The organism is Nocardia sp. NPDC050799, assembly GCF_040654015.1.
GTDB lineage: Bacteria > Actinomycetota > Actinomycetes > Mycobacteriales > Mycobacteriaceae > Nocardia.
In genome coordinates this window covers 107,913-126,442 of sequence record NZ_JBFAHF010000002.1, presented here as the reverse complement: position 1 = coordinate 126,442, position 18,530 = coordinate 107,913, and the positions used below count along the sequence as shown (strand labels likewise).

Here is an 18,530-nt window from a genome sequence, read left to right as displayed (position 1 = left end):
GGGTCGGCGGCGTCGGCGTACGCGACCGTCTGCCCGCTCGGCGCCCGGGCCAGGGCTCACCGGCCTGGCCGCGCCGGTTCCCGCCGGCAGCCGAACCGGCCGCGAATTTTCGGCAGGACGCGCGTGGCCCGGGCGGCCCCGGCCATGCGGGCCGGTGCAGTGGCACGCCCACCCGGCTCCTGTCCGGCAGGCGTTCACGGCTCGCCGAGTTCGCGCTCGGCGGCACGCCTGCGCTCGATCCGCCCGCGCGCGTCGTAATCGCGCATACGCTGCGGATATCCGATCCGCTCCACGTCGTACACCGGGATCGACAGATCCCGCGCGAGGCGGCGGGCGCCGCCTTCGCCGACGACCCGCCGGGTCCATTCACCATCTGCGGCAACCAGCACCACCGTGACATCTGTCACAGTGGTCTTCGGTTCGACGAAACCCTCGACCCCGGTGTGTGTGCGCACCCACTCGCGCAGATAGCGGGTCTCCCTGCCTCGACCTCTGGAAACTCCGCTGCGCCCGGCCGTGACACGACGGAAACGGTCCAGCAAACCCATTGCCGCCGACCTCCTATCGACCACCCGAATCCCGCCGCATCCGGCGGTGATTCCATGGTGCCAGCTACCAAAATTGGATGCCCTCCGGTAAACGCGTCGCGCGGCGAATGCAAGGATGGTGGACGGAACAACAACCACACGGATCTCCGGCGCCGCGCAGAATGAACGCCGGCTGGAACACCGCCGCGACCCGCGGCAGGATCCACCGGAACGAACTGTTGTAGACCCGTCGAGCAGTTAGAGGAGTCAACGGACATGGCCTTCTCCGTCCAGATGCCCGCTCTTGGTGAGAGCGTCACCGAGGGAACGGTGACACGGTGGCTGAAGCAGGAAGGAGACACGGTCGAGGTCGACGAGCCGCTGCTCGAGGTCTCCACCGACAAGGTCGACACCGAGATCCCGTCCCCCGCGGCGGGTGTGTTGACGAAGATCGTCGCCAATGAGGACGACGTCGTCGAGGTGGGTGGCGAACTGGGTGTCATCGGTGACGCCGGCGAGGCCGCCGAATCCGCCCCGGCTCCCGAACCGGCCGCCGCCGAACCCGCCTCCGCCCCCGCCGAGCAGACCCAGCAGGCCCCTGCGGAGCCGGAACCGGCACCCGCCCAGGCCCAGGCCCCCGCCGCCGACTCCGCGGCCTCCGGCACCTCGGTGAAGATGCCGGAACTCGGCGAATCGGTCACCGAGGGCACCGTGACCCGATGGCTCAAGGCGATCGGCGACGAGGTCGCGGTCGACGAGCCGCTGCTCGAGGTCTCCACCGACAAGGTCGACACCGAGATCCCGTCCCCCGTCGCGGGCACCCTGCTGGAGATCACCGCGCAGGAAGACGACGTGGTCGAGGTCGGCGGTCAGCTCGGTGTGATCGGCTCCGGCGCTCCCGCGGGCGGTTCGGCCCCCGCGCCTGCCCCGGCCCCCAAGCCCGAACCAGCGCCCGCACCGGCCCCTGAACCGGCACCGGCGCCTGCCCCCGCTCCGGCGCCCGCGCCCGCGGCCGCCGCTCCGGCCCCCGCCGCTCCAACCCCCGCCGCCCAGGCTCCCGCTCCGGCCCCCGCCGCCCAGGCTCCCGCGCCGGCTGCCTCCGGTAACGGCGCCACCCCGTACGTCACCCCGCTGGTCCGCAAACTGGCCGAGGAGAACGGCGTCGACCTGGCGTCGGTCACCGGTTCGGGTGTCGGCGGCCGGATCCGCAAGCAGGACGTACTCGCCGCGGCCGAGGCCAAGGAGGCTCCGGCCGCCGCGGCACCGGCGGCCGCCGCTCCCGCCGCCGCGGCACCGGCCAAGGCGGCCGCCGCCGCCAGCCCCGCGCTCGCGGCCCTGCGCGGAACCACCCAGAAGGCCAACCGGATCCGGCAGATCACCGCGACCAAGACCCTGGAGTCGCTGCAGACCACCGCGCAGCTCACCCAGGTACACGAGGCCGACGTCACCAAGATCGCCGCGTTGCGCAAGCAGGCCAAGGCCGATTTCGCCAAGCGCGAGGGCGTGAACCTGACCTTCCTGCCGTTCTTCGCCAAGGCCGTGGTGGAAGCGCTCGGGGTGCACCCGAACGTCAATGCCAGCTACGACGCGAACAGCAAGGAGATCACCTACCACGCGTCGGTGCACCTGGGCATCGCGGTGGACACCGAACAGGGTCTGCTCTCCCCGGTGATCCACAACGCCAGCGACCTGTCGCTGGCCGGCCTGGCCCGTGCCATCGCCGATATCGCCAACCGGGCCCGCACCGGCGGCCTGAAGCCGGACGAGCTGGCCGGTGGCACCTTCACCATCACCAATATCGGCAGCCAGGGCGCCCTGTTCGACACCCCGATCCTGGTCCCGCCGCAGGCGGCGATGCTGGGCACGGGTGCCATCGTGAAGCGCCCGACCGTGGTCACCGACGAGTCCGGTAGCGAGTTCATCGGCGTCCGCTCGATGTGCTACCTGCCGCTGACCTACGATCACCGCCTCATCGACGGTGCGGATGCCGGCCGGTTCCTCACGACCATCCGGCACCGCCTGGAAGAGGCGGCGTTCGAGGCCGATCTCGGCCTGTAAGGGGCGACGACGATGTCGGTTGTGGTGGCCGGTTCGTCCGGACTGATCGGAACCGCGCTCGTCGCGGCGTTGCGCCGCGACGGGGAGCAGGTGATCCGGCTGGTCCGGCGACCGGCCGCCGCGCCCGACGAGCGTCGCTGGGATCCCGCCCAGGGCGAACTGGATCCGCGGATCCTGGACGGCGTCGACGCGGTGGTGAACCTGTGCGGAGCCGGTATCGGTGACAAACGCTGGACCGGCGCGTACAAACAGTTGCTGCGCGACAGCCGGATCACCCCGACCGATGTCCTCGCGACGGCGGTGGCCCGGGCCGGCGTCCCGACGCTGGTCAATGCCAGTGGAGTCCACTACTACGGGGACACCGGTGTGCGCGCGGTGGACGAGAGCGGCCCCCCGGGAACCGGTTTCCTGCCCACGCTGTGTCACGACTGGGAAGCCGCGACCCACGCCGCCACCGAGGCCGGGACCCGCACGGTGTTGCTGCGCAGCGCGGTTGTACTCACCGGCGCCGGTGGCATGCTGCCGCAACTGCGCACACTGTTCCTGCTGGGTCTGGGCGGCCGGCTGGGCAGCGGACGCCAGTATCAACCGTGGATTTCGCTCGACGACGAGATCGGCGCGATCCGGCATGCGCTCACCAACGAATCGGTACGGGGTCCGCTCAATGCCGTGGGCCCCGCCCCGGTGACCAATGCCGCCTTCACCCGCTCGCTCGGTAAGGCCCTGAATCGGCCGACACCGCTGTTCGTCCCGGGTATCGCGTTGCGCCTGGTGATCGGCGAGTTCGCGGAGGAAGCGATCCTGCACAGTCCGCGGGCCCTGCCGCGGGTGCTCGAGGAAACCGGATACGAGTTCCGGCACGCCACCGTCGGCGCGGCACTGGCCGCCGCGGTGGGCCGGTGACCGCCGGCGTCACCTCGGTCCGGGAGGCACGGACCGAGGATCTTCCCGCGATCCTGGAGATCCACAACCGCGCCATCGCCGAGACCACGGCCATCTGGGACGACGAACCCGTGGCACTCGACGAGCGCATCGCCTGGTTCCGCAACCGCACCGAGCACGGCCGTCCCGTACTGGTCGCCGAGGTCGGCGGCGAACTCGCCGGATACGCCAGTTACGGGCCGTGGCGGCCCAAATCCGGCTATCGCCACACCGTGGAGAATTCGGTTTATATCGCCGACCGGTTCCAGCGACGTGGGATCGGTGCCACCCTGCTGGCCGAGCTGATCGCCCGCGCCGAGCAGGCCGGTGATATCCACGCCATGGTCGCGGCCATCGAGTCGAGCAATACCGGTTCGATCGCCCTGCACGAACGATTCGGTTTCCGTACGGTGGGCGTACTTCCGGAGGTGGGCCGCAAGTTCGGCCGCTGGATGGATCTGACGCTGATGCAGCTCACCCTGGAGATGAGCGTAACGTCATGAAGGTGAACAACACCCGCACCGCAACCCGGTCGGCGCGCTACGACAGCACCCCCGTCGACGTGCGTGAACTGGGTCTCATCGACTATCGGCAGGCGTGGGATCTGCAGCGTGAACTCGCCGCCCTCCGGGCGGACGGCGCCGGCACCGACACCTTGCTCCTGCTCGAACATCCCTCCGTCTACACCGCGGGCCGCCGTACCGAAGAGGCCGATCGGCCCACCGACGGCAGTCCCGTGATCGATGTGGACCGGGGCGGCAAGATCACCTGGCACGGTCCGGGGCAACTGGTCGGTTACCCCATCATCCGGCTCGCCGAACCGATCGATGTGGTCGACTACGTCCGGCGCCTCGAACAGGCTCTCATCCGGACCGTCACCGATCTCGGCGTCGAATGCGGACGGGTCCCCGGCCGCTCCGGTGTCTGGCTGCCCGCGTCCGGGTTGCTGCCCGAGCGCAAGATCGCCTCGGTCGGGATCCGGGTGCAGCGCGGGGTCACCCTGCACGGCATCTCGCTGAACTGCAATGCCGATCTCGGCGCGTTCGGCACCATCATCGCCTGCGGGATCCGCGACGTCGGTTCGACCAGCCTGAGCCAGGAACTCGACCGCGAGGTCACCGTCGCCGAGATCACCCCGCGGATCGCCGAGATCCTGCCGGCCGCACTCGACGGTGAGATCCCGGTCACCGAGCACGATATCCCGCGGGCCGCCACCCCGGCCGTCGCGGACCACGCCGCCGCCACCGCGGCACGCGATCCGAAAGGTGCCACCGCATGACCTCCGCCCAAGCCCCCGCCGGCCGCAAACTGCTGCGCATCGAGGCCCGCAACGCCGAGACCCCGATCGAGCGCAAACCCGGCTGGATCCGCACCCGCGCCACCATGGGCCCGGAATACACCGAGCTCAAAGGCCTGGTGAAACGCGAGGGCCTGCATACGGTCTGCGAGGAAGCGGGCTGCCCCAATATCTTCGAATGCTGGGAGGACCGCGAGGCCACCTTCCTCATCGGCGGCGAACAGTGCACGCGGCGTTGCGACTTCTGCCAGATCGACACCGGCAAGCCTTCGCCGCTGGACCGTGACGAACCCCGCCGCGTCGCCGAGAGCGTCCAGGCCATGGGCCTGCGCTACTCCACCATCACCGGCGTCGCCCGCGACGACCTCGAGGACGGCGGCGCCTGGCTCTACGCCGAAACCGTGCGGGCCATCAAGAAACTCAACCCGGCCACCGGCGTCGAACTGCTCATCCCCGATTTCAACGCCAAACCGGATCAGCTCGCCGAGGTCTTCTCCTCCCGCCCCGAGGTGCTGGCGCACAACCTGGAGACCGTGCCCCGGGTGTTCAAGCGGATCCGCCCCGCCTTCCGCTACGAACGGTCCCTCGAGGTACTCACCGCGGCCCGCGCCGACGGCCTGGTCACCAAGTCCAATCTGATCCTCGGTATGGGCGAAACCCCCGACGAGGTCACCCAGGCCATGCGCGACCTGCACGAGGCGGGCTGCGACATCCTCACCATCACCCAGTACCTGCGCCCCTCGCCGCGCCACCACCCGGTGGACCGCTGGGTGAAACCCGAAGAGTTCGTGGAACATTCGAAGGTCGCCGAGGAGATCGGTTTCGCCGGAGTGATGGCCGGCCCACTGGTCCGCTCCTCCTACCGCGCGGGCCGGTTGTACGCCCAGGCCATGGCCCACCACGGCCGCCCCATCCCGGAAGCCATGGCGCATCTCGCCGCCGAGGGCACCGCCACCCAGGAGGCCAGTGCCGTCCTGGAACGGTTCGGGTCCCGGGTCTGAGGTGTCCGAGCAGCTCAGCACGGGCGCAGCACCGAAGCCGAGGTCCGGGCGATCCTCATCGAAACCGTCTCACCCGCCCCGGAGGTCGGCCTCGGCACTCTGCTGAGCGATATCGGCAGGGAAATCGAGCTCACCGACGACGAGGTCGACGCACTCGCCGTCCGAGACCGCCGACCGGCCGATCCGCTGGAGTTGTCGAGGCTCGTGTGTTGCCGTTGTTCACGGGCCGAGTACTCGCCTTCGATCTCACTGCCTCAGCCGCTTATGCCGAGGTCATGGCCGCGGCCCGCACAGCCGGAAGGGAGATTGCCACAGCCGATGGCTTGATCGCGGCTACGGCCGAGGCCGCGAATATGTCCGTAGCCACCCGGGATACCGCTCCCTTCCGGGCCGCGGGAGTGCGCGCGATCGACCCGTGGGGGTAGGTCGCGGGCCTTCGGTCCGCAGCGCACCAGCGGCCTTCTCCGAGGACCAGCACCGGACGCTTCACTCGCGCCGCGTCATTCGATGGCGGACGAGCGATGAGTCCGGCCGTGCCGACCCGTCCTGAACGGTGACACCACCGGATACCCAGGGAGACCCCGCATGCTCATCGTCGCCGGACATCTCATCGTCGCTCCACCGGCCCGCGCCGCCTACCTCGACGGGTGTATCGGAGTGGTCGAGCAGGCCCGGTCGGCGCCCGGCTGCCTGGATTTCGCGCTGAGCCCCGATCTCACCGATCCCGCCCGCATCAATATCTTCGAGCGCTGGGCGGACCGGGAATCGGTGGAGGCGTTCCGCGACTCGGGGACCGGCGACGAGCAGAATGCGGCGATTCGCGAGGCTTCGGTGGCCGAATACGAGATCGCCGAGATCCGTTCGCTGACCTGACCGCCTGGCTAGAACTTCAGGCGCTGCAGCAGCGCCGGGATCTTCGACGCCGACATGAGCGCCTTGAACTGCCAGCTGTCGTCGCGCGGCAGAATCCCCCCGCGCTGGGTGACGTCGAAGGCGTCGTAGAGGGTTTCGCCCTCCTCCATCAGTCCTTCGGCGTTGAAGTGGTAGCGGTCGACCGCGGGACATTGGATGAAGCGGCCGTTGCCGTAGAGCACGGGGGCGCTGCTGTCGTAGGGGTAGAGGCGCAGGGGCCCGTCCCAGTGACCGCTGCCTATATAGCGGATGACCACCCGCACCCGCCCCTCGGGGGTCACGTCGAGGTAGACCTGACCGGGCAGCGGGTCGTAACGCCAATCCGGGATGGCGTCGAAGAAGGCGAAATTGTATTTCACGAATTCGTCGATCCCGACGATGGTGCGGCCGAAGGTGGTGACGTCGGTGTAGCGGACGTCGGGCGCGTAGAGCTCGTGGTTGACGCTCATATCCCGCACCAGGAAACTCCACCAGTACTTCTTCGCCCACTCCATGAGCCAGGACAGGTCCTGGCCGAGTGTGCTGTAGAGCTGCAGTTTCCGGTCGAATTCGACGAACCACTCCTGGGTGGTGGCCTGTAGTTCCGGTTCCGGGATCACCCGGATGGGCACCGCGCGGTTGGCGTCGAGGTATTCGGGGGCCGGCCGGGCGAGGCGGGGGCGGCGCAGGGCTTGCTGGAACTGTTCGTCACTGAACACGGCACGAGCCTTTCGACGAATGCGACCCGGGGTGGCGGTCGAGCTTCAACTTGAATCGTATGATTCATGTTGAAGCAGGTGATGTCAATCAATCCCGGGAGACCGATGCGAGGATGAGTCGGTGAACGCACCCAAGCTGTGGCGCGGCCGGACGCTGGACGCCAGATCCGCGGAACGTCGCGAGCAACTCGTGGACGTCGGTTTCGAATTGCTCGGTACCGACGGCTCGGCCGCGGTCACCATGCGGGCGGTGACCCGCCTGGCCAATCTGAGCCCCCGCTATTTCTACGAGAGTTTCGCCGACCGCCGGGCCCTGATCGTCGCCGTCTACGACCGCCTGGAAACCGAGCTGCTCGCCCGGTTGAGCACGGTCGATCCCGGCGGAGACCTGCAGACCACGGTCCGTGCGGCACTACAGATCTGCGCCGCCTACTTCGAGGAGGACCCGCGCCGTGCCCGGGTCCTGCTACGCGAACCACTCACCGACGACGCCCTGCGCGCCCACAGCACCGACCGGCTCCCCGCCTTCCTGCGCACCATGGTGCCGGCGCTGGGCGAGGAGGTCGGGGCGCTGATACCCGACAGCGAGGAGACGCTCGCAATCATCGGTACCGCGCTGGGCGGGGCCCTCGTCGCCCTCTACGTGGACTGGATCGACGGACGGCTTCCGGTACCGCGGGACCGCCTCGTCGACACCGCGACCACCCTCGTGCTGTCACTGGCCCGGACCTCCACCTGACCCACGGACAACGCACGGACACCCCGGCCCCGCCGGCGCGCTGGTGGCTCTCTACCTCGCCTGGATCGACGGACGTCTCCGGTGGAACGCGATCGCCTGGTCGACAACGCCACGGCTGTCGTGCTCGCCCTCGCCGGCATCAGCCGGCAGCGGGAACCACCTGCTCCCCGGCAGGCCGGACGCCGCCGACGCGCTCGATCACCAGTCGTGTTCGCGCGCGAGCTCCACTTTCGCCTGTGCGAGCAGCCCCGCCTGCAGTGATTCGCAATGCGCCCACCAGTCCGGGTGGGCCGCGGGGTCACGGACGGTGGCGTGCAGACCCTCGGCATGGGCGACGATCCTGGCCCGCAACGCGTCCGAGCAGATGATCTCGACCCGCTTCTCGGCCAGCCAGACGCTTTCGATCAGCCGCTTCGGATCCTCCGGCACACCACCCCGCTCGCGCACATCGAGCTCCGATTGCAGCCGCTGCGCCGTCTCCAGATAGCCGAGAATCGCGGACTTCAGTTCTTCCCGGTGAGCGAGGCGGCTCTCGGCCAGTAATTCGAGCCTCGACTGCCGTGCCGAACTCCGTTGCACCAGTAGCGTTGCCGAGGCACCGAGCGCGGCACCCAGTAGCGGCATCAGACTCGTCAGCAACGTCGAAACCACACCCGGCGACATGGCTTCATCCTTCACCATCGGCAGCCCTACCGCCGCCGGCCCGATACCGCTCACCGGACGACCGCGACGACCTCGTAGGCGGTGCCCGGGGTCGGCGGCGTGGTGAACCGGGCATTGGGCAGGTAGAGGCGCTCCCCGAAAGCCGCCACCGTCGTCGGGATATCGAAACGCGGGTCGCGCAGGCGGCGCTCGATCGTGCCACGGGCGCCCGTATGGTCGAACTTCACCTCGGCGATCGAGCCGATCCGGTTCTGCACCACGAGTAACCTGCCGTCGCACCACAGCAGTCCATCACCGTAGGGCACCGACTCGGCACCGAGGTCGACCGTCTCCGCCGCACCCGTCGCCGGGTCGACGCGGTAGAGCCGCCCGGTCGCCGACTGCACCACGATCAACCCGGCGCCGCCCGGTGTACCGACGATTCCGTTGGCGTTGATCGCGTCCGGCGAGAACTCGATATCACCGGTCAGCCGTAGCGTTTCCGCCTTCCCGGGCAGCGCACCCGAAGGACCGAGGGGTAGGTGGTACAGCACGGGCGTATGCGAATCGGTGAACCACGCACCTGAAGAGGTGAGCGCCACGTCGTTGACGAACGGATCCGCCGATCCGAACCGGTAACGCGCCAGTACTTCACCCGTCCCGGTATCGATCACCCGAGCGTCTCCCCCGGTGCCACCGGCGACGAACAGCCGGCCGTGCGGGTCGAGCGCGAGCCCGAGCGCCGGGGTACCCGGTCCCGGGCTCAGTACCGCGCCACGACCGGTCCGGAGATCGACCCGGTAGATGGTGCCGTCCACCCGTGATCCGAGGTAGGCGACCGGCGCCGACCCGATCGCGATACCTTCCGGCGCGAACCCCGCGGGTAGTTCTATCGTGGCCGGAAAGTGCTGCGGCTCCGCGCAGCCGGGCACGAGGAGCGCCGTGCCGAACACCACAAGGGCGATCACCCGATCGAGAACACGCCGCAGCCCGATGTCCGGTTCAGTAGCCGACCGTGAAATGTCGCACCCCACCGGAGTTCTCGAGCTCGTCGACGATCGCAACGGCGAGATCCTCGGCCGAGATCCGGGAGTTTCCGGCAGCGTCGACCAGGAGCGTGGTGGTCCCGCGCCGGTATTTTCCCGTGCGCGACGCCGGTTCGAGGACGGCGGGCGGACTCAGATAGACCCAATCGGCCGGATGGGCGCGGCAGGCATCCAGTTGAGCGACGCTGGCGCCCGCGATCGTCCGGATCGGCTCGGGCACGTATTCGGGGCTGTCGATGACAAGCCGCTCGGGATGCGCCGGGTTCCGCAGGGGCGCGGCACCGCCCACGACGAGGATGCGAACTCCGTGCGCGGCCGCCGCGTCGAGCAGCGCGTCGGTGCTCGCGGCCACCGTATGCTCCTGCCCGGGACCCGGCCGGGTAGCGACCACGACGGGAACTCGCCCGGGATCGCCTCGTCGCCGTGGTCGCTCCCGAGCATCCGCTCGCCCGCGAAGCCTCGGTCGATCTGCTGCGCCTGTCCGCCGAAACTTTCGTCGATCTCCCGGCCGGGACCGCCGGGCGCGCGCAATCCGATCAGGCCTTCGCCGCCGCGGGAATCGACCGTGAGGTCGCCTTCGAGGTGTCCTCCGCCGAATACATCGCCCGCCTGGTCGAACAGGATTTGGGCGTGGCCATGCTGCCTTCCGCCTACGTACCGCAGCTCACCGGCGTGGTCACCGTCGCGGTCTCCGACGCCCCCGCCCGGGTGGAGTACATCGTCTGGAACAGCTTCTCCCGGACCCCCGCAGCTGCGGCTTTTCTGGCCGTTCTCGACATTCCCGTCCCGTCGGACGCCGGGGCATGACCGTCAGACCAGGTGCTTGCGCAGCACTTCCTGATGGGTCGGGCGGGCGTCTTCCAGCCGTGTGCGCCCCTCCGCGGTGAGTGCCAGGAAGTTGGCGCGGCGATCGAAATCACAGGCCGCCCGCTCCACCAGGCCGGCCTTCTCCAGCCGGGTCACCGTTCGCGAGAGCGCGCTCTGACTGAGGTACATCTCGGCCTCGATATCCTTCATCTTGACCTTGTCCGCCTGCTCCACACCGCAGCGCCCGCCCAGGACCTGCAGCAATTCGAATTCGCTGAGCCCGAGCCGATGCCGCGCCTGCAGCGCGTTCTCGAGTTCGCACGAGGTGACGTGGTAGCGACGCAGCGTTTCGGACCACTTCGCGCAGACATCGTTGTCGGAGTCGTGGTACATGACCCGAGATTAGCATGTCAAGTCATTTTATGCCCACGCATTACATGCGTTGACATTCAATGCTCGTGCATTTAAGTTCTCTCGGGTGACCCTCACCGCACCAACCTCGCAGAACCTCGCCGCCGCAACGGCTACCGCACCGGCCGCCGGCCGCTGGGGACCGAAGCTGTGGGCGATCCTGTTCGTCGCCGGACTGGCGATGTTCCTCGACGCGCTCGACGTCTCCATGGTCGGCGTGGCACTCCCCTCCATCGGCCACGACCTGGGCCTCGACACCTCCGCCCTGCAGTGGATCGTCAACGGCTACATCCTCGGGTACGGTGGCCTGCTACTCCTCGGCGGACGCGCCGCCGACCTGCTCGGCCGCCGCCAGGTCTTCCTGGCCGCCCTGGTGATCTTCGGTATCGCCTCGCTCGTCGGTGGACTCGTCGACGAGGGCTGGCTGCTGATCGCCACCCGGATCGTCAAAGGTGTAGCCGCCGCCTTCACCGCCCCGGCCGCCCTCTCGATCATCACCACGACATTCAAAGAGGGTCCGGACCGCAACCGGGCACTGTCGATCTTCACCATCTTCGGCGCCACCGGATACGCCTCCGGCCTGATCGTCTCGGGCCTGCTCACCGGTATCGACTGGCGGCTCACCTTCTACATGCCCGTGGTGGTCGTCGCCGCGGTCATCGTGGCCGCCTACATCGTGGTGCCGCGCACCATCGAAAAAGAGGAGGGCCGAATCGATTTCACCGGCGCCGCCCTGCTGACCGGCGGAATGCTCGCCGCGGTCTACACCATCGTCACCGCCCCGGAGACCGGATTCACCGCGACCGTGGTCGCAACCACCGTCCTGGCGGTCGGACTGCTCAGCGCGTTCTTCGTGACGGAGAAGCGGGTGAGCCACCCGCTGGTCCGACTGAGCATCTTCCGGGTGAAGTCGATCGTGCGAGCCAACCTCGCGGCGCTGGCCATCTTCGGCTCCTACCTCAGCTTCCAGACCATCGTCTCGCTGTACCTGCAGAACACCCTGCAGTGGGAGCCGTTGCAGATGGCAGTCGCGATGGCGCCCACCGGCATCATCGTCGCCATCCTGTCCCCGATGGCCGGTAAGCTCATCGACCGCTTCGGCACCGGCCCGATGATCCTGGCCGCGCTCACCTCGTTCGTCGGCGGCTACCTCTGGTTCCTTGCCCGCGGCGGCAGCCCCGACCCCGCCTACGCGGTCGACTACCTGCCCGCGTTCCTGCTGCTCGGCCTCGGTTTCGCGCTCGGCTTCTCCGCGGTCATGTCGCAGGCCACCGAAGGTATCGCCGACCACGAGCAGGGCCTGGCCTCCGGCCTGGTGCAGACCTCGTTCCAGATCGGCGGCGCGGTGGTCCTGGCCATCGCCACAGGTCTGATCAGCGGTGCGGCCACGGGCGGCATCGACGGTTACCGGCCGGGGCTCTACCTGGTCACCGCGGTCGCGGTGGTCGGCCTGCTGGCCTCGGCCACGGCGCTGCTGGCCCGCAAACAGCCGGTCGCCGAACTGGCATAGCGATTTCCGGATCGAGAAGGGGGTCGCCGGTTCGGCGGCCCCCTTCTCGGCACCGGGAAATAGTGGTCTCGTCGGCTGCACTACGACGGTTGACCATCCGGCCCGTCGAGTCGGCGCGACCGTGCGGTCCCGAAATCCGGCCCCGCCTGCCGAATCCGATCAGAAGGGCCGCTGAGTGCGGATGATCTCGGCCAGGTAGGCGTAATCATCGGCCCGGCCGCTGGACGCCCGGAAAACCAGGCCGAGGGTGCGCCCCGGCGCCGGATTCGCGAAACGTGCGGTATCGAGTGCGCCGCGGCCGGTCTCGGCGGCGACCGCCATTTCCGGGATGAGGGTGATCCCGAGTCCGCCGGCCACGCACTGGACCACCGTGGACAGCGAAGCCGCACGGGTGTCCCCGGCCCCACCCGGGTGGACGTCCGTGGAACGGCACAGTTCGAGGGTTTGGTCACGCAGGCAGTGCCCCTCGTCGAGGAGCAGCATCGGTAGCGTGCCCAGCGCCGTGGGTGCGATATCGGTTCGGCCGGCCAGCGCGTGGCCGGCGGGGACCACCAGGACGAATTCCTCGGTATAGAGCGGTATTTCGACCAGTCCCGCGGCTTCGGCGGGCAGGGCGAGCACCGCGACGTCGAGCACTCCGGCGCGCAGCTCGTCGATCAGGCGGGCGGTTTTGTCCTCGATCACCTGCGGGGTCAACGCGGGGAGTTTGCGATGCAGGGTGGGCAGCAGGGCCGGGAGGATGTAGGGGGCCGCGGTGGGGATGATCCCGATGCGGAGTACACCGGCGAGGATGTCCCCGGTGGCCGAAGCCAGAAAACGGTCCGCGGCTTCCAGCGTGGCCGTGGCGGCGGGGAGCAGCCGATCGCCGGCCGCGGTCACCAGGACGCGCCTGGTGCTGCGCTCGATGAGCTGCAGTCCGAGCCCGCTTTCCAGCGCGGCCAATGCCTGCGACAACGTGGGCTGGCTCACCTCGAGTCGCGCCGCGGCGGTGCCGAAGTGCCGGTATTCGGCGACCGCGACGAACGCACGCAGCTGCGACAGGGTGGGCTGATAAGACTGATCGGGCATACCTATCAGTCTAGTGCCACTCATCACTTTTGCCTTTTGCCGGTCTTTCGGCAAGATTAGTTACGAGCTTTCGCCTTACCGGCTGGAAATCGACCACGCCGGTACCACTGTTACGAGAAGGAGTTTCGGGCATGCCCCTGCTGACCATCGGCGACCAGTTCCCCGCCTACGACCTCACCGCGGTGATCGGTGGTGACTTGTCCAAGGTCGACGCTCAGCAGCCGGACGACTATTTCACCCGGGTCACCAGCGCCGATCACGCGGGCAAGTGGCGGATCGTGTTCTTCTGGCCGAAGGACTTCACCTTCGTGTGCCCGACCGAGATCGCCGCGTTCGGCAAGCTGAACGAGGAGTTCGCCGACCGTGACGCCCAGGTCCTCGGCGCGTCCGTGGACAACGAGTTCGTGCACTTCCAGTGGCGGGCCCAGCATGAGGACCTGAAGACGCTGCCCTTCCCCATCCTGTCGGACCTCAAGCGTGAACTGGCTACCGCCACCGGCGTTCTCAATGCCGACGGCGTCGCCGACCGCGCCACCTTCATCGTCGACCCGAACAACGAGATCCAGTTCGTATCGGTGACCGCCGGTTCGGTCGGCCGCAATGTCGACGAGGTACTGCGTGTGCTGGACGCGCTGCAGTCCGACGAACTGTGCGCCTGCAACTGGAAGAAGGGCGACCCGACCATCGACGCGCGCGAACTGCTGGTCGCGAGCGTCTGAGAGCGGAAGGAGAACCGGTGAGTATCGACAATCTGAAGAGCTCGCTCCCCGAGTACGCCAAGGACCTCAAGCTCAACCTCTCGTCCATTTCGCGGACGACGGTGCTCAACGAGCAGCAGCTGTGGGGCACTCTGCTGGCCGCGGCGGCCGCGACCCGTTCCACGGCGACCCTGCGGGAGATCGCCGAGGAGGCGGCCGACGTGCTGTCCGCCGAGGCCTACAACGCCGCGCTGGGCGCCGCCTCGATCATGGGTATGAACAATGTGTTCTACCGGGGCAAGGCGTTCCTGGACGGTAAGTACGACGATCTGCGCGCCGGTCTGCGCATGCAGATCATCGGCGCCCCCGGTGTCGACAAGGCCGATTTCGAACTCTGGTCGTTCGCGGTGTCCTCGATCAACGGCTGCCAGCACTGCCTCGAAGCCCACGAGCACACGCTGCGTGAGGCGGGTGTCTCGCGCGAGGTGATCTTCGAGGCGCTACGCGCCGCGGCGATCGTGGCCGGGGTCGGGCAGGCCGTGCAGGCCACCGAGGCACTGGCGACCGCTTCGGTCTGAATGCACCGGTTCGCCTTCGGCAGGGCGCACCGATCGACCCGATACCGGGGCGGCGCGGCATTCTCCGCGCCGCCCCGGTGCCGTAGGTGCCGCCGGACCACACAGGCCACGCGGGGCTTTCGACCGTGATCGCGCTCGTACCCGGAGAAAGTCCGGACGTGGACCACACCGCACGCACGACCCACACCGAACCTTCGCTCGATGCCGTTCCAGCTGCCGAGGTCTCAGCCCTCGGCCGACGACGAGTAGATGATCGCACCCGCGGCAGGCCGGTCGAATCGACCGCATATCGGCGTACTCGATCCGAGGCGTACCTACCGGCGACGGAGCGCAGGCCGGCTTACGGCAGCGGCACACACGAACTGCCGGTGTTCAGCCCCTGCCCTCGCACGTCGACTTCGATGTACTTCGACGATGTGTACTGCCCCGGGGTGAACTGCTGGGCGGTGATGTGCTGCCGCCCGGTGTATTTCGGCGTCCATTGGAAGGTCGCCGTCCCGTTCTCCGGGTGATAGACGGCCTGGCCCAGCCGCTCTCCGTTACCCGGAACCGAGCCACCGCTGTTGATGATGGTGACCTCACCGGCCTCGGACGGCGGCGCGTCGACTGTCGCCGTGACCGTATAGGCGCAACCGATCCGCAGCCCCTCCGGCCCGGCGGCGACATCCACTCCCGTCACGGCCGCTCCCGCACCCGGTGCCGCGTATGCCGCCGCAACGCCCAGAGCGCCCAGCATGGCGGCGAAGCCGAAATGTCGGATATTGCTGTGCATATCGAACCTTTCGCGATATTCGATCGGACCCTCCGACCCTCCCACACCCGGCCGGCGCGCGCGATCGGGCGCTGGACGCGCGGCTCACGCTCCGAGATCGGAGGTGGCCCGAAAATCACTCGGCCGGATACCCCGATGCCGTTTGAACGCGGCGCTGAAACCGAACGCGTCCGCATAGCCCACGGCCTTCGCCACCTGCGCCACCGTCAGACTGCGATCGGCGAGCAGTTCCTCCGCCTCGTCCATCCGGCACTCGGTGAGATACGCCAGCGGCGACTGCCCCATGACCTCGGCGAACCGCCGTGCGAACAGTGCCCGCGAAACACCCGCTTCCGAGGCCAGCGACGCGACCGTCCACCCGGCGGCGGGCTTTCCGTGCATGGCCTCCAACGCCGGCCCCACCACCGGATCGGCCGGCCCGCGATACCAGCCCGGCGCGCCCGCGTCCTGCCCGTCGAACCAATCACGCAGCGTGCACACCAGACTCCAGTCGAGCAGCCGGTCCATCAACGCCTGCGCACCGGCCGGCCGGCGGACCGCGTCCGTGGCCACCGACTCCATCCACGCGCACACCTCCACATCGTCGGACACCACCAGAACCGGCGGCACCGCGCGCAGCAGGCGTTCGTGGCGCCGGCCCGAGGCCCGGTAGGCGCCGACGATCAGCGCGGTCTCACCGGCCGGGTCGTCGCCCCACCGGCCGTCGTCCAACGCGGCATCGCATTTCACGTCCGGCGCGAAACAGGCGATCTCGTATTGCTCATGGGGCAGGCCGACCGTGCCCGCGTGGTCGGCGAAGAGAAACGGTTCCGGGCCGCGCACGACCGCCGTGTCCCCGGCCACGATCCGGCGCTCGATCCCACCGGGCAGCAGCAGGGTGCCCCCGCCGCGCAGCACGGTGATCATGGTGAGCGGCGCGCGATCGGCGAACCGGATACTCCATGGGGCTTCCAGCACCGCGTTGGTGAGTACGGCACCTTCGGCACGGATACCGCTCAGCAGCGTGCTCAATGGATCCACCCCAGCAAGGGTAGACGAACTCCTATCAGATGTAGACCTTCACCCATAGATCGTCCACCAGATGCCGTGTGGAATGAGATCCGACCGCACAACCGAGCATCCGGAGAGCCGGATCGAGATGGAGGATCCCGTGCCGCACACCACGAACGACGACGTCACGACCACCCGCACCGCCCTCGTCGTCGTCGCCCACCCGCGCCGCGACTCGCTCACCGCCCATATCGCCGACCTCGCCGCCCAGCGGCTCACCGCGGCGGGCTACCGCATCGACCTGCTCGACCTGCACGCCGAGAACTTCGATCCCCGGATGAACGCCGCGGACCTTCCGGAATGGGGAAACCGGGAGAAGACCTACTCACCGGAGGTCGAGAACCATATGCGGCGCGTCCTCGCCGCCGACGTCATCGTCGCGGTGTTCCCGGTGTACTGGGTACAGGTCCCGGCGATCCTGAAAGGCTGGATCGACCGCGTGTGGAACTACGGATTCGCCTACGGCCGCAGCAAACCCCGGCTCGCGGGCAAACGGATGCTGTGGCTCGGCCTGGCCGGCGCGGCGGACGACGACGGCGTCGTCGACATCATGCAGCAGTCCCTCGGCATGCAACTCAACGACGGTATCGCGTACTACTGCGGCCTGGCCGAGTCGTCGGTGGGACTACTGCCCGGCGCGGAGGAGAAACGACAGCGGGTGGACGCAGACGGCAATCTGCTGCTCGACGAGGCGCTCACCGGCCCGATTCGCGACGCCCACTACGCGGCTTTGGAAGACCGGGCGTGGCGCTTCGTCGACGATTTCCTCACCAGGGACCGAGTACCGGCCTGACCGGTCCGGAGCCGGCCGCCCGGGGTGCGCCCGAACGACGGCACCACGACGACCGGCACCGTCCACGCACCGGCCGGCGCCACCGGACGGCCGGGCGTCGTCCTCGTCCACGGGTCGGGCGACGGCCGCAGTGCCCACTACGACCTCACCGCCGACGCCTTCGCCCGCGCGGGCATCGTGGCGCTCAGCTACGGCAAGCGCACCGAGGGATACACGCCGGCGCACCGCGACTATTCGCTACTGGCCGACGACGCGTTGGCAGGTCTTGCCGCATTGCGGAGCCGGCCCGAAGTCGACCCCGCCCGGGTGGGTCTGTGGGGATTATCCGAGGGCGGCTGGGTCGCGCCGCTCGCCGCTTCGCGGTCGGCCGACGCGGCATGCCTGATCACGATCGGCGCGAATTCGGGCCCGCCGGCCGCCCAGCACGGTGGGCAACCGACCACCGACGGGTTCGACAAGCTGCCCGGGCTGGCGCCGGGATACGGCGAACTCTTGGGTGAGTGGGTCAACGAGCTGCCCCGCTCGGCTTCCGTCCCGCGAGTGGATCAACCCGCGGTGCAGGGACATCCGGTACGCGCCCTCGAAGCGGTGGCCTGGTGGGAATCCGCTCCCGCAAACCTACTGCTGCTGGCCGTAATCGCGCTCGCGTTCGGCGGCTACGCGCTGACCGGCACGGTCCGGGCCTGGCAGCTACCGGACCGGCGACCCGCGCGAATACTCATATCGACGGCCGTGATCGGTATCGTCGGCGCGGTCATCCAGCTCGGCTATATCCTCACCAGCCGGGCGACTACCTTCGGCCCGCTGTTGTTCGGACGTACCCTGCCGTGGCTGGCACTGCAGATCGTTGCCGTGTGCGCGGTGGTCGCGCTGGGCTACCTCGTTATGCGCACGCCCCGCTCACCGGCCGGAATGTCGAAAGGTGCGTGGACCCGATGGGCGGTATCGGTTATCGGCGGGGCAGGGTTCGTGTGCTGGGCGATCTACTGAGGCTTGCTACTT

23 protein-coding genes are annotated in these 18,530 nt (G+C 68.7%); 14 read left to right on the top strand and 9 right to left on the bottom strand.

Annotated elements, in window-relative coordinates; genetic code table 11:
* Window positions 1-194 precede the first annotated feature (194 nt).
* Entirely contained in the window at window positions 195-548 is a 354-nt protein-coding gene (locus AB0H42_RS03240; protein WP_357049064.1) for an oxidoreductase, read from the bottom strand.
* Window positions 549-803: 255 nt separating this feature from the next.
* On the opposite strand from AB0H42_RS03240, the gene sucB reads away from it, so the two are divergent.
* From sucB to AB0H42_RS03205, 7 genes are all read left to right on the top strand, one after another.
* Entirely contained in the window at window positions 804-2,585 is a 1,782-nt protein-coding gene (gene sucB, locus AB0H42_RS03235; RefSeq protein WP_357049061.1) for a 2-oxoglutarate dehydrogenase, E2 component, dihydrolipoamide succinyltransferase, read from the top strand.
* 12 nt (window positions 2,586-2,597) lie between these two features.
* The gene (locus AB0H42_RS03230) at window positions 2,598-3,488 is read left to right on the top strand and encodes a TIGR01777 family oxidoreductase (protein ID WP_357049058.1); all 891 of its coding nucleotides are present in this window, start codon (window positions 2,598-2,600) and stop codon (window positions 3,486-3,488) included.
* The gene (locus tag AB0H42_RS03225) at window positions 3,485-4,009 is read left to right on the top strand and encodes a GNAT family N-acetyltransferase (RefSeq protein WP_030523913.1); all 525 of its coding nucleotides are present in this window, start codon (window positions 3,485-3,487) and stop codon (window positions 4,007-4,009) included. The genes AB0H42_RS03230 and AB0H42_RS03225 overlap by 4 nt, the downstream gene beginning before the upstream one ends.
* Complete coding sequence (gene lipB, locus AB0H42_RS03220; protein WP_357049055.1) at window positions 4,006-4,785, top strand: lipoyl(octanoyl) transferase LipB; 780 nt, start codon at window positions 4,006-4,008, stop codon at window positions 4,783-4,785. Before AB0H42_RS03225 ends, lipB begins: the two co-directional genes overlap by 4 nt.
* Window positions 4,782-5,804, top strand: a complete 1,023-nt coding sequence (gene lipA / locus AB0H42_RS03215; RefSeq protein WP_030523915.1) for a lipoyl synthase — start codon at window positions 4,782-4,784, stop codon at window positions 5,802-5,804. The genes lipB and lipA overlap by 4 nt, the downstream gene beginning before the upstream one ends.
* A 206-nt stretch (window positions 5,805-6,010) precedes the next feature.
* On the top strand, window positions 6,011-6,229 hold the full coding sequence (locus AB0H42_RS03210; protein ID WP_357049052.1) for a PIN domain-containing protein: 219 nt from the start codon (window positions 6,011-6,013) through the stop codon (window positions 6,227-6,229).
* A gap of 160 nt (window positions 6,230-6,389) precedes the next feature.
* Window positions 6,390-6,677, top strand: coding sequence for an antibiotic biosynthesis monooxygenase (locus AB0H42_RS03205; RefSeq protein WP_357049049.1), 288 nt, complete (start codon window positions 6,390-6,392; stop codon window positions 6,675-6,677).
* Window positions 6,678-6,685: 8 nt separating this feature from the next.
* Here AB0H42_RS03205 and AB0H42_RS03200 read toward each other — a convergent pair whose 3' ends face one another.
* Entirely contained in the window at window positions 6,686-7,414 is a 729-nt protein-coding gene (locus AB0H42_RS03200) for a nuclear transport factor 2 family protein (protein ID WP_357049046.1), read from the bottom strand.
* 121 nt (window positions 7,415-7,535) lie between these two features.
* On the opposite strand from AB0H42_RS03200, the gene AB0H42_RS03195 reads away from it, so the two are divergent.
* Complete coding sequence (locus AB0H42_RS03195) at window positions 7,536-8,153, top strand: TetR/AcrR family transcriptional regulator (protein WP_357049042.1); 618 nt, start codon at window positions 7,536-7,538, stop codon at window positions 8,151-8,153.
* Between the two features lie 198 nt (window positions 8,154-8,351).
* Here the strand turns inward: AB0H42_RS03195 and AB0H42_RS03190 are convergent, their stop codons facing one another.
* From AB0H42_RS03190 to AB0H42_RS03180, 3 genes are read right to left on the bottom strand one after another with little or no spacing between them, the layout of a single operon-like run.
* Entirely contained in the window at window positions 8,352-8,816 is a 465-nt protein-coding gene (locus AB0H42_RS03190; protein ID WP_357049039.1) for a hypothetical protein, read from the bottom strand.
* A 50-nt stretch (window positions 8,817-8,866) separates the two neighbouring features.
* Window positions 8,867-9,763 (bottom strand): superoxide dismutase, encoded by an 897-nt coding sequence (locus AB0H42_RS03185; RefSeq protein ID WP_357049036.1) that lies wholly within the window; start codon window positions 9,761-9,763, stop codon window positions 8,867-8,869.
* Between the two features lie 34 nt (window positions 9,764-9,797).
* Window positions 9,798-10,193 carry an NAD(P)H-binding protein gene (locus AB0H42_RS03180; protein WP_357049033.1) on the bottom strand — a complete coding sequence of 132 codons (396 nt, stop codon included), beginning with the start codon at window positions 10,191-10,193 and terminating at the stop codon, window positions 9,798-9,800.
* Between the two features lie 71 nt (window positions 10,194-10,264).
* Between AB0H42_RS03180 and AB0H42_RS03175 the strand changes: the two genes are divergently transcribed.
* Entirely contained in the window at window positions 10,265-10,648 is a 384-nt protein-coding gene (locus AB0H42_RS03175) for a LysR substrate-binding domain-containing protein (RefSeq protein WP_357049030.1), read from the top strand.
* A 3-nt stretch (window positions 10,649-10,651) separates the two neighbouring features.
* Here AB0H42_RS03175 and AB0H42_RS03170 read toward each other — a convergent pair whose 3' ends face one another.
* Complete coding sequence (locus AB0H42_RS03170; RefSeq protein ID WP_357049027.1) at window positions 10,652-11,041, bottom strand: MarR family transcriptional regulator; 390 nt, start codon at window positions 11,039-11,041, stop codon at window positions 10,652-10,654.
* Between the two features lie 85 nt (window positions 11,042-11,126).
* Between AB0H42_RS03170 and AB0H42_RS03165 the strand changes: the two genes are divergently transcribed.
* Window positions 11,127-12,569, top strand: coding sequence for an MFS transporter (locus AB0H42_RS03165; protein WP_357049024.1), 1,443 nt, complete (start codon window positions 11,127-11,129; stop codon window positions 12,567-12,569).
* A 159-nt stretch (window positions 12,570-12,728) separates the two neighbouring features.
* On the opposite strand, the gene AB0H42_RS03160 is transcribed toward AB0H42_RS03165, so the two are convergent.
* Window positions 12,729-13,637, bottom strand: a complete 909-nt coding sequence (locus AB0H42_RS03160; protein ID WP_357049021.1) for a hydrogen peroxide-inducible genes activator — start codon at window positions 13,635-13,637, stop codon at window positions 12,729-12,731.
* Window positions 13,638-13,768: 131 nt separating this feature from the next.
* Here AB0H42_RS03160 and AB0H42_RS03155 point away from each other — a divergent pair, with 131 nt between their 5' ends.
* Window positions 13,769-14,356, top strand: coding sequence for a peroxiredoxin (locus tag AB0H42_RS03155; protein WP_357049018.1), 588 nt, complete (start codon window positions 13,769-13,771; stop codon window positions 14,354-14,356).
* A gap of 17 nt (window positions 14,357-14,373) precedes the next feature.
* Window positions 14,374-14,913, top strand: a complete 540-nt coding sequence (locus AB0H42_RS03150) for a carboxymuconolactone decarboxylase family protein (RefSeq protein ID WP_357049015.1) — start codon at window positions 14,374-14,376, stop codon at window positions 14,911-14,913.
* Window positions 14,914-15,253: 340 nt separating this feature from the next.
* On the opposite strand, the gene AB0H42_RS03145 is transcribed toward AB0H42_RS03150, so the two are convergent.
* Together AB0H42_RS03145 and AB0H42_RS03140 are read right to left on the bottom strand one after the other, a co-directional pair.
* Window positions 15,254-15,685 carry a hypothetical protein gene (locus AB0H42_RS03145; RefSeq protein ID WP_357049012.1) on the bottom strand — a complete coding sequence of 144 codons (432 nt, stop codon included), beginning with the start codon at window positions 15,683-15,685 and terminating at the stop codon, window positions 15,254-15,256.
* Window positions 15,686-15,769: 84 nt separating this feature from the next.
* On the bottom strand, window positions 15,770-16,705 hold the full coding sequence (locus AB0H42_RS03140; RefSeq protein WP_357049009.1) for an AraC family transcriptional regulator: 936 nt from the start codon (window positions 16,703-16,705) through the stop codon (window positions 15,770-15,772).
* Between the two features lie 130 nt (window positions 16,706-16,835).
* Between AB0H42_RS03140 and AB0H42_RS03135 the strand changes: the two genes are divergently transcribed.
* Together AB0H42_RS03135 and AB0H42_RS03130 are read left to right on the top strand one after the other, a co-directional pair.
* A complete protein-coding gene (locus AB0H42_RS03135) occupies window positions 16,836-17,528 on the top strand; it encodes an NAD(P)H oxidoreductase (protein WP_357049006.1) in 693 nt (230 codons plus the stop codon).
* A gap of 24 nt (window positions 17,529-17,552) precedes the next feature.
* Window positions 17,553-18,518, top strand: a complete 966-nt coding sequence (locus AB0H42_RS03130; RefSeq protein WP_357049003.1) for a hypothetical protein — start codon at window positions 17,553-17,555, stop codon at window positions 18,516-18,518.
* The last annotated feature ends 12 nt before the right edge of the window (window positions 18,519-18,530 follow it).

Bases quoted from the DNA above. Each gene is read 5' to 3' on its own strand.
- AB0H42_RS03160 (WP_357049021.1), bottom strand. From the start codon at position 13,637: ATGCCCGATCAGTCTTATCAGCCCACCCTGTCGCAGCTGCGTGCGTTC.
- AB0H42_RS03230 (WP_357049058.1), top strand. From the start codon at position 2,598: ATGTCGGTTGTGGTGGCCGGTTCGTCCGGACTGATCGGAACCGCGCTC.
- AB0H42_RS03205 (WP_357049049.1), top strand. From the start codon at position 6,390: ATGCTCATCGTCGCCGGACATCTCATCGTCGCTCCACCGGCCCGCGCC.
- AB0H42_RS03155 (WP_357049018.1), top strand. From the start codon at position 13,769: ATGCCCCTGCTGACCATCGGCGACCAGTTCCCCGCCTACGACCTCACC.
- lipB (WP_357049055.1), top strand. From the start codon at position 4,006: ATGAAGGTGAACAACACCCGCACCGCAACCCGGTCGGCGCGCTACGAC.
- lipA (WP_030523915.1), top strand. From the start codon at position 4,782: ATGACCTCCGCCCAAGCCCCCGCCGGCCGCAAACTGCTGCGCATCGAG.
- AB0H42_RS03190 (WP_357049039.1), bottom strand. From the start codon at position 8,816: ATGTCGCCGGGTGTGGTTTCGACGTTGCTGACGAGTCTGATGCCGCTA.
- AB0H42_RS03170 (WP_357049027.1), bottom strand. From the start codon at position 11,041: ATGTACCACGACTCCGACAACGATGTCTGCGCGAAGTGGTCCGAAACG.
- sucB (WP_357049061.1), top strand. From the start codon at position 804: ATGGCCTTCTCCGTCCAGATGCCCGCTCTTGGTGAGAGCGTCACCGAG.
- AB0H42_RS03240 (WP_357049064.1), bottom strand. From the start codon at position 548: ATGGGTTTGCTGGACCGTTTCCGTCGTGTCACGGCCGGGCGCAGCGGA.
- AB0H42_RS03145 (WP_357049012.1), bottom strand. From the start codon at position 15,685: ATGCACAGCAATATCCGACATTTCGGCTTCGCCGCCATGCTGGGCGCT.